Source organism: Geobacillus sp. LYN3, from assembly GCF_003064505.1.
Classification (GTDB): domain Bacteria; phylum Bacillota; class Bacilli; order Bacillales; family Anoxybacillaceae; genus Parageobacillus_B; species Parageobacillus_B toebii.
In genome coordinates, this window is the sequence record NZ_QCWL01000001.1 from 2,043,690 (window position 1) to 2,051,852 (window position 8,163).

The following is an 8,163-nucleotide window of genomic DNA, read 5'->3' on the forward strand; positions in this document are numbered from 1 at the left end:
TAGTTAAGGCGATTCATCTCCCACTTACTCCGCTTCGCTTCGTTGAAGTGGGAGTCTTCTCGCCTAATTAAGGTAATATTCAAACACTAAACGCAGCTGTCAAAGCAGTTCAATAAAAAACGACGAGTAGTGCTTACTCGTCGTTGTCTCCTATGTCCAGCTCCTCATCAATAATACATTTTTCCAATAAATAATCAAACGTAATATCCGCTAGTTCTTCTAGTTCCGTTTGCGTCGGTACAAAACCGCGGCGGATCAATTCATGATAAAAAAATTCGGCAATTTCTTCCGTATCAATAACAACCTCAATTTCCTTCACCACATCTCTCCCCCTTTGTAATTGTTTTATGTGCACTTATACCGTTTTATGTCAAAAGAATTTGATCATCTATGTACTAATTTTCCCTCTTCGCCCATACATTAGTAGCGTAAAAAACAATAGCGGAGGGAAATTGTATGGACAAGCAGTCAATCATCGATAAAACAATGGAAACAGTTGTGAATTTGCTGGGAGCGGCTATGATATTGCTTGGCGTTCCTTATTTCATTTTCGTTTTAGTTCAATTTTTATTATGGTAATTGGCAACAATTCGTAAACGTTTTACAACTGTTTCCATCATTTGTTTATATTGTTCATCGCCAAACCATTCGTATAAATATTTGTAATCATTATACATATCAAGCAGCTCATCAATGGATTGTGATGGGGTCGTCTCCTCGGAAGGAGAAAGAAGCACGTATGCTTTTATCGGCGCCGATAGGACAATATCTTGCAAAATAATGACGGATGATTCTTCGTCATCTGCTAAAGGAATGACATCCTCCATATTGACTTCAATTTCCCAGCCGTCGATCAATCGTTTTAATTCATAGACAATTTCTTCCCATCCTTCTTCTTGATAGCGATAAATTTCCGTACGCACCCCAATCACTTTAAATAGATCGTCGCCGTAATCGTGGACGCGAACGATTTCACCTAAGAAAAACGGCAATTCCACTTCTATTTCTTGCGTGATCCATAAATCGCCAGTAAATTCTGATAATAAAACTAACGCATGTTCCATAAATAAACTGCGGCTGTGATTAATTTCATATAAAAATGCATCATCTATTTGTTGAATATTCGTTATCGTGCCGACCGTTCCATACAACATATTCACGACAATATCTCCAATAGAAAATTTTGGCCGTTTTGCACCACTCATCTATATCCCCCGTTTAAAAGCAGTGATACTACATTATATGCAGGCAAAAATAAGTGGACACCCCTTTCCATCCCGAAAAAAGTATTTTGAGAACGCTTACAAAAAAAGAAATATGGGAATGGGAAGACATTTACGCCTCCTGTGAAAACTGTTCCCATAGTTCGTCAAATATAATCATGCTATCTAAGTAATCGCCGTTTAGTTCTAAATATCGACTAATTTCATCATAATCGGCGGATGTTTTCGGGAAACTATGATCGTAATATGCCCCGTTAGCAAACCGAACGAACGGATCTTCTTTTTTTCCATCACGAAATTTCAATAAATAATGGTAAAACGAACGCGCCATTGTCCTCATCCTCTCCCTTCTATTCTTTGTTGTTCATTTTAGTGAGTTTTTTTGATTTTGTCATCTGTCAAACAACTAAAGCCGCGTTTTTCTTCGTTAATCTTCGTCAAGCATTTTATGTAAAATTCAATGATAGATGCTTCCATCCCCCCCTTTTTTCTTGTAATGAAATAGTACGCTGAAAGATGCATTTTCATGAAAATATTTTATGTTTCACCTTATGAAAAATAGGAGTTGCACGCTTCTTATTAGTTTTGATCACTTTGTTCATTCACAATGCTTTTATGAATCCAAATGGCTTCCTGTGTTCCTTCCCCCATGGCGATCGTCACTTGTTCCGAATGAACGCCAATGTCCCCTGCCGCCCAAATATTCGGGACATTTGTTTGTTTTGTCCGTGGATTTGTAGGAATATGCTTGTTTTCTAATCGTTCCACGCCAAGTTGTTTGCATCGATCACAAGAACGCGATGATGATAACGGCCGAGCTGGATCGCCGCCTGCAATCCGGCAATGCCGCCCCCGATAATGATGCATTCGTACATCGTATGTCACATCCCATCATTGCTTTTATTTTTTATTGTTCGTTACTGATTCGTATTCATGCACTTTATAAAAAAAAGCTGTCTCCGTAAAAGAGACAGCGTAAATCAACCATTAACAGACAGCCTGCTGTTCCTCGGCAAAATCAATTTCAAAGCCAAGATCCTCCAGCATCCGATAATCTTCTGATTTTTCTTGGCCAGCTGTTGTTAAATAATCGCCGACAAAAATAGAATTTGCCGCATATAAGCCAAGCGGCTGAAGCGAGCGTAAATTCACTTCCCGTCCGCCGGCGATGCGAATTTCTTTCGTTGGATTCATATAGCGGAACAATGCCAATACTTTTAAACAATATCGTGGATCGAGCTCATTTGTTCCTTCAAGCGGCGTGCCATCAATCGCGTGTAAAAAGTTAATAGGAATGGAGTCCGCATCAAGAATGCGCAAGCTTCGTGCCATGTTAATAACGTCTTGCTTCGTTTCTTTCATGCCGATAATGACGCCGGAACAAGGAGAAATGCCAGCTTGTTTTACCGTTTCAACGGTCCTTACGCGGTCATCATATGTATGGGAAGTCGTGATGTTCGGGTGATGTTCTTTCGATGTGTTAATGTTATGGTTGTAGCGGTCTACTCCCGCTTCCTTCAGGCGCGCTGCTTGTTCTGGTTTCAAAATGCCGAGGCATGCGCAAATTTTCAAACCGAAGCGTTCTTTAATTTCTTTGACCGCTGAAACAACGGTATCGATTTCTTTTTCGCTCGGACCGCGGCCGCTTGCGACAATACAGTATGTCCCTATGCGCATGCGATATGCTTCTTCCGCTCCGCGAATAAGCGTTTCTTTATCCACCATTTTATACGTTTTTACCGGCGCTGTCGAAACGGCAGACTGTGAGCAATATCCGCAGTTTTCCGGACAAAGCCCGGATTTCGCGTTAATAATCATATTTAACTTTACTTTATTGCCGTAATATGTGCGGCGAATGTTATACGCGCCTTGCATCAGCAAAAGCAGTTCTTCATCGGGACAATCTAAAATTGCTTGCGCTTCTTCATCGGTCAATTCATACCCTTCGATGACACGATCGGCTAATTCCAGCCAATTTACCATTTTTCCTCTCCCCTTTCCACATCGTTACATTTATCGTAGCGAAAGAGGAGTTATATTGTCAACTTAAATTTTATAAAGGTTGACTATTAATCCCATACTTCATCGAGATGATCAGCATAAAACGTCAATGCTTTTTCATATTTTTTTATCCAAGGGTCGGAGGAAGAGGCGACTAGGGCATGGATCAGCATTGATACGGCCCTTTTTTCTTCTCTCATATGATATAGCGTCATCGCCAAAAATGCTTGTAAGGCTAAATTATCAGGGAACTCTTCTAATCCTTGCTCCAACATGTTTGCCGCCTTTTCATACTCACCTATACAGCGGTAACTGCTCCCTAATTGGATAAAGGTTCTCTGACGAAGTTCGCCTTCAATACCATAATCAATCGCCTTTTCATAATACGGAATTGCCTTTCTTTCCAACCCTAGTGAATCATAGGTAGTGGCGTAATAAAAGTGAATGGTTGCATCTTGAGGAAATGCATCAAGCAATGAGCGCAATATCGTTTGCGCTTCTTCATATTGCTTTGCTTCAATCAGTTTTATCGCCTTATTCAACATTTAGTTTTCCTCCTTCTCCTCAATATGTGGTTGTTCGAGCAAACGAACGAAAAATCCTTCACTAAAAGGATATGCGTCCATGCGGGACAGCATATCCTTTGCCATTTATTTGGTTAATTTTTCGACGATATCGCGAGCGATCCATACGCCGCAGGCGCTTGCCTGTGCGAGGCCGCGCGTAATTCCCGCGCCGTCCCCACCGACGTACAATCCGGAAATTTCCGTTTCAAACCGGTCGTTTAATTTTGGCCGGGCGGAATAAAACTTTGCTTCGACCCCGTAAAAGAGCGTATGCTCGGAAGCAATCCCAGGTGTGACATGGTTGAGCGCTTCCGTCATTTCAATAATGCTTTTCATCGTATTGTACGGGAGAACTAGCCCTAAATCGCCAGGAACCGCTTCTTTCAATGTTGGCTCGATAAACCCTTCTTTAATCCGTTTTTCGGTAGAGCGTCTTCCTTTTAAAATGTCGCCGTACTTTTGCACGATGATGCCGCCGTTCGATAAGGCGTTTGCCAGCCGCGAAATTTCATGGGCGTATTCATTCGGCTTATCAAATGGTTCAGAAAATTTATGCGATACAAGCAAAGCAAAGTTTGTATTGTTGCTGCCAAGCTTTGGATCTCTGTACGCGTGGCCGTTCGCAAGCATGATGCCCGAATGGTTTTCGACGACAACGTGTCCCGAAGGATTGCTGCAAAACGTGCGTACTTGCGTGCCAACCGACGTATTGAAAATAAATTTTCCTTCATATAAATGCTCATTAATTTCTTCCATAACAATGTTCGACGTTTCCACACGCACGCCAATATCGACTTGGTTGTTCATCATGCGCAAGCGGCGCTTCCGCAATATTTTTGTCAGCCATACCGAGCCGTCGCGTCCCGGTGCGATGACGACTTTCTCTGCTGTCAGCGTTTCGCCGTTTTTCAGAACTACTCCTGTCACGCGATGCCCATCGTTCGTTTTTTCCGTTATAATATCTTCCACTTCCGTTTTAAAACGCATGTCGATTCGTTCACGCAAATATTCAAAAATGCTTTTTAAAATTTCTAAGTTTTGTTCCGTCCCTAAATGGCGGACTTGGGCGCGCAATAGCTTCAGCCCAGCTGCGTAAGCGCGGCGCTCAATTTCTTTGACTTTCTCCGTCATTGGATCGGTAATGGCTGTTGCCGCCCCGTGTTTTAAATTAATTTCGTCAACATAGCGGATGAGTTCCAATACTTTAGAAGCCGGCAAATAATCGGTCATCCAGCCGCCGAATTCGCTTGTAATATTAAATTTCCCATCCGAATACGCGCCCGCGCCGCCAAATCCGTTTGTGATCGAGCATGCCGGCACACATCCGGCGTAATCTTTTTTGCCGGCCGGCGGCGGGCATTTGTCAATCTTTTTCTGAAGAATCGGACAATTGCGTTTATATATATCATGCCCTTTATCAATTAACAGGACGTTCGCCCCCGGAAGTTTCAGCGTTAATTCATAGCAAGTAAAAATGCCTGCCGGACCTGCGCCGACGACAATGACATCATAATGGCTCTTCATCTGTTCAATCCCCCACTTCCCGTATTCCATTTGTAACTATATCAATTATTTTCCTTCTCGTCAATATAAAACACGAACTTTTCTTCGTTTATACATAAATAATGTTCGTCATTTTTCTATCTTGTTTTCACAGATAAAAACTGATAAGTTGATAAAGTAACAAAAAGAGAGGGAGGAACACGGATGAAGTTTTTCGTAAAAAATTTTATTAACGGTGTGATTACATTTGTGCCGATTATTTTAGCGATATATGTATGCTATAAAGTGTTTGCATTTTTTGATGGACTGTTCGGCAGCTACGTACGGCCATATTTCAAAGATGATTACATACCGGGAATCGGAATATTATGTACGATCATTCTTATTACCGTTCTCGGCTGGTTATCCACACAATATATTAGCAGCAAAATCATTCGGCTTGTTGATCGCCTGTTAGAAAGCATCCCGTTAATTAAAACGGTTTATTCGGTAATAAAAGATACCATCACCTCTTTTGTCGGCGAAAAACGGTCCTTTTCAAAAGTAGTGTTGGTGGAATTGCCTAATACAGGAATGAAATGCATCGGATTTATCACGTCAGAAGAAGTCGCAAACTGGTTCAATCCGCTCCAAGACCATGTCGCTGTCTATATTCCGCAAACGTTCCAGGTAGCGGGCATTACCTTTTTAGTGCCGAAAGAACAAGTGCAGGTTATTGATATGAAGCCGGAAGAAGCAATGAAATTTGTGCTTTCCGGCGGAATGGCCTCATCCAAAAAGAAAGGGCTGCCTGAAACATAACAGGCAGCCCTTTTGGAAATTAAAAATATCGCTTTTTCCAAAAAATAAGCGCAGTAATGGTCGATAACAAACCAGCAATCAACATCGCCACCATAAATGCATACGGTGAATGCTGATATGGAATCGGCACGTTCATACCATAGAAGCTTGCAACCATTGTCGGCAAGGAAATCACAATCGTAATCGCTGTTAAAAACTTCATTACAATATTCAAGTTATTCGAAATGACCGAAGCAAACGCGTTCATCGTTCCGCTTAAAATGCTGCTGTATACTTCCGCCATTTCAATCGCCTGTTTATTTTCGATAATGACATCTTGCAGCAAATCTTGATCGTCTTCGTACATGCGCAAATAATTCAGACGCAATAGCCGTTCCATGACAATATTGTTCGCCTTCAGCGACGTCATAAAATAGACTAAGCTTTTTTCCACACTGAGGAGCGAAAACAATTCTTTATTTTTCATCGATTGATGAAGCTCTTTTTCGATTTCCGTCGTTCTGCGGCTAATTTGTTTTAAATAACGCAAATAATAAGTGGAAATCACATATAGCATTTGCAAAGCAAAACGCGTCTTCATGAACGTGTAAAAGTTTTTAATTTTGTTTTTCGAAAACTCCTCGAAAATCGGATTTTGCTGCAGACAGACAGTAATGAAGCACGTATTCGTAATAATCATGCCGATCGGAATCGTTTCATACATTGGACCATCTACTTCATCATTTGCGGCAATGGGAATATCAACGATAATCAATACGTGATTATCTTCTTTTTCTATGCGTGATCGTTCCTCATCATCAAGCGCATCTGTGATTGAATCGATTGGAATATCAAGATGATTAGCAATATAACGGATTTCGTCTTCCGTCGGAGCTACCAAATTAATCCAGCAGCCGTTTTGAATTTCATCGATTTCTCTCATTTTTCCGTTTGCATCCGATAAATACATTTTCATCATACGCATCCTTCCTCCTTTTCACCACGAGGAAGTTTGCGCTTCTCCTTTTCCGATCGGAGCCCGTTTTCGTACGATGAGTAGCTCAGTGATCGAAAAAGAAGAAGACAGTGCTCCCCCGCTATATTCCGGCTCTGGTTCACTCGAACTTCGACTACTCATATACGAAAACGTCACTCCTTTCGTAAAAAATACTCCTCGATTATAATAACGTTGAATGGCGCATTTGTATAGTAGTTTTCTAAAGAAAAAAGCAGCCTACTGGCTACTTTATTCGCTTGATGGTGTTGTGTTGAAAAAATCACGATCATTTTTTTCCGTTTTGCGGCTATTGGATCGTTTTTTCGATTTTTTTCCCATCACTCCATCGGATTCGTAGCTCAGCGGAAACGAGGTTTTTTTCTCCATTTTTAGTCCTCCCTCTAGAAATGTTGATCTATCAAGGCTTTTCGGCCTCTCAGGGGTGTCCAAAAAATATTTTTCGACAAAATCCCTTACATCCTTTTTCAGTTTTGTGGATATCTTACAGACCTAGGGTGCGCTTCGCGGCCACGGCTGGTTATATTTTCCTGCCGTGGGGGAGAAGCGTATTCGATGCACCCTTTGGATCTCCGCGTTGCTGATGAGGACGAACCCTCCCATGTCTCCGGGCGTCTTCGCGCCAACATTCCCTCGTTCGGTCTCGTCATCAGGCGGAGGCCGGCCAAGCTCCTTTGGGGACTCAAGGTCGAATGGATAAAATCACGCCAGCTTCTCCGGTGTCATCCTGTTGTCCAACGATTCTTCCGTTCGCAGGGGGGAGGCCTTAGGCCGCCCGTTGCACTTGGGACAAGACGTCCTGCTTCATTCGCTCCGCGTCAAAGGCTTGTTTCTTCGTACAAATCGCAAACAGCACATTCAACAGCTTCCGGCACAAGGCGACGATGGACTGCTTTCCGGTCAGCGGGTTGACGGATCGGGTCGTGTAATATTCATGCAGCTCGCGAAACGCCTCGTTGTGCCGGATCAGCGGAATCATCGCCCGAAACAGCACCGAGCGCAGCCGTTTCCGTCCCCGTTTGGAGATGTGCTTTTGCCCTTTGCGCTGGCCGGAGGAGTTCTCCTTGAGCGTCAG

The 8,163-nt window shown here is 42.5% G+C and carries 12 protein-coding genes and 1 pseudogene; 2 read left to right on the plus strand and 11 right to left on the minus strand.

All coding sequences use genetic code 11. From position 1 onward, the window contains the following. Positions 1–133 precede the first annotated feature (133 nt). A complete protein-coding gene (locus tag DCC82_RS10630; protein WP_041269910.1) occupies positions 134–319 on the minus strand; it encodes a YozD family protein in 186 nt (61 codons plus the stop codon). Positions 320–456: 137 nt separating this feature from the next. Between DCC82_RS10630 and DCC82_RS18580 the strand changes: the two genes are divergently transcribed. Further along, positions 457–579 carry a hypothetical protein gene (locus tag DCC82_RS18580; RefSeq protein WP_255265223.1) on the plus strand — a complete coding sequence of 41 codons (123 nt, stop codon included), beginning with the start codon at positions 457–459 and terminating at the stop codon, positions 577–579. On the opposite strand, the gene DCC82_RS10635 is transcribed toward DCC82_RS18580, so the two are convergent. The 7 genes and pseudogenes from DCC82_RS10635 to DCC82_RS10665 form a co-directional block, all read right to left on the minus strand. Beyond that, positions 561–1,205 (minus strand): hypothetical protein, encoded by a 645-nt coding sequence (locus DCC82_RS10635; RefSeq protein WP_062677719.1) that lies wholly within the window; start codon positions 1,203–1,205, stop codon positions 561–563. The two genes, DCC82_RS18580 and DCC82_RS10635, sit on opposite strands and share 19 nt — an antisense overlap. A 130-nt stretch (positions 1,206–1,335) precedes the next feature. Continuing rightward, entirely contained in the window at positions 1,336–1,554 is a 219-nt protein-coding gene (locus DCC82_RS10640) for a YozE family protein (protein WP_041269683.1), read from the minus strand. A gap of 248 nt (positions 1,555–1,802) precedes the next feature. Then, positions 1,803–2,003: pseudogene (locus tag DCC82_RS10645) on the minus strand (pyridine nucleotide-disulfide oxidoreductase); the annotation flags it as partial. Further along, a complete protein-coding gene (locus DCC82_RS18735; RefSeq protein ID WP_015864049.1) occupies positions 1,979–2,098 on the minus strand; it encodes an FAD-dependent oxidoreductase in 120 nt (39 codons plus the stop codon). The gene DCC82_RS18735 and the pseudogene DCC82_RS10645, both read right to left, overlap by 25 nt. A gap of 112 nt (positions 2,099–2,210) precedes the next feature. Then, positions 2,211–3,206, minus strand: a complete 996-nt coding sequence (gene bioB, locus DCC82_RS10655; protein WP_097354575.1) for a biotin synthase BioB — start codon at positions 3,204–3,206, stop codon at positions 2,211–2,213. A gap of 86 nt (positions 3,207–3,292) precedes the next feature. Then, a complete protein-coding gene (locus tag DCC82_RS10660) occupies positions 3,293–3,769 on the minus strand; it encodes a tetratricopeptide repeat protein (protein ID WP_015864051.1) in 477 nt (158 codons plus the stop codon). Between the two features lie 105 nt (positions 3,770–3,874). Continuing rightward, a complete protein-coding gene (locus tag DCC82_RS10665; protein WP_097354576.1) occupies positions 3,875–5,314 on the minus strand; it encodes an NAD(P)/FAD-dependent oxidoreductase in 1,440 nt (479 codons plus the stop codon). A gap of 183 nt (positions 5,315–5,497) precedes the next feature. Here DCC82_RS10665 and DCC82_RS10670 point away from each other — a divergent pair, with 183 nt between their 5' ends. Next, the gene (locus DCC82_RS10670) at positions 5,498–6,094 is read left to right on the plus strand and encodes a DUF502 domain-containing protein (protein WP_015864053.1); all 597 of its coding nucleotides are present in this window, start codon (positions 5,498–5,500) and stop codon (positions 6,092–6,094) included. 19 nt (positions 6,095–6,113) lie between these two features. Here the strand turns inward: DCC82_RS10670 and DCC82_RS10675 are convergent, their stop codons facing one another. From DCC82_RS10675 to DCC82_RS10680, 3 genes are all read right to left on the minus strand, one after another. Continuing rightward, positions 6,114–7,052 (minus strand): magnesium transporter CorA family protein, encoded by a 939-nt coding sequence (locus DCC82_RS10675; RefSeq protein WP_015864054.1) that lies wholly within the window; start codon positions 7,050–7,052, stop codon positions 6,114–6,116. A gap of 267 nt (positions 7,053–7,319) precedes the next feature. Next, positions 7,320–7,457 carry a hypothetical protein gene (locus tag DCC82_RS17665; RefSeq protein WP_015864055.1) on the minus strand — a complete coding sequence of 46 codons (138 nt, stop codon included), beginning with the start codon at positions 7,455–7,457 and terminating at the stop codon, positions 7,320–7,322. A 397-nt stretch (positions 7,458–7,854) separates the two neighbouring features. Continuing rightward, positions 7,855–8,163 (minus strand): transposase (locus tag DCC82_RS10680; protein ID WP_146177914.1); only part of this gene is annotated, 309 nt, incomplete at its 5' end.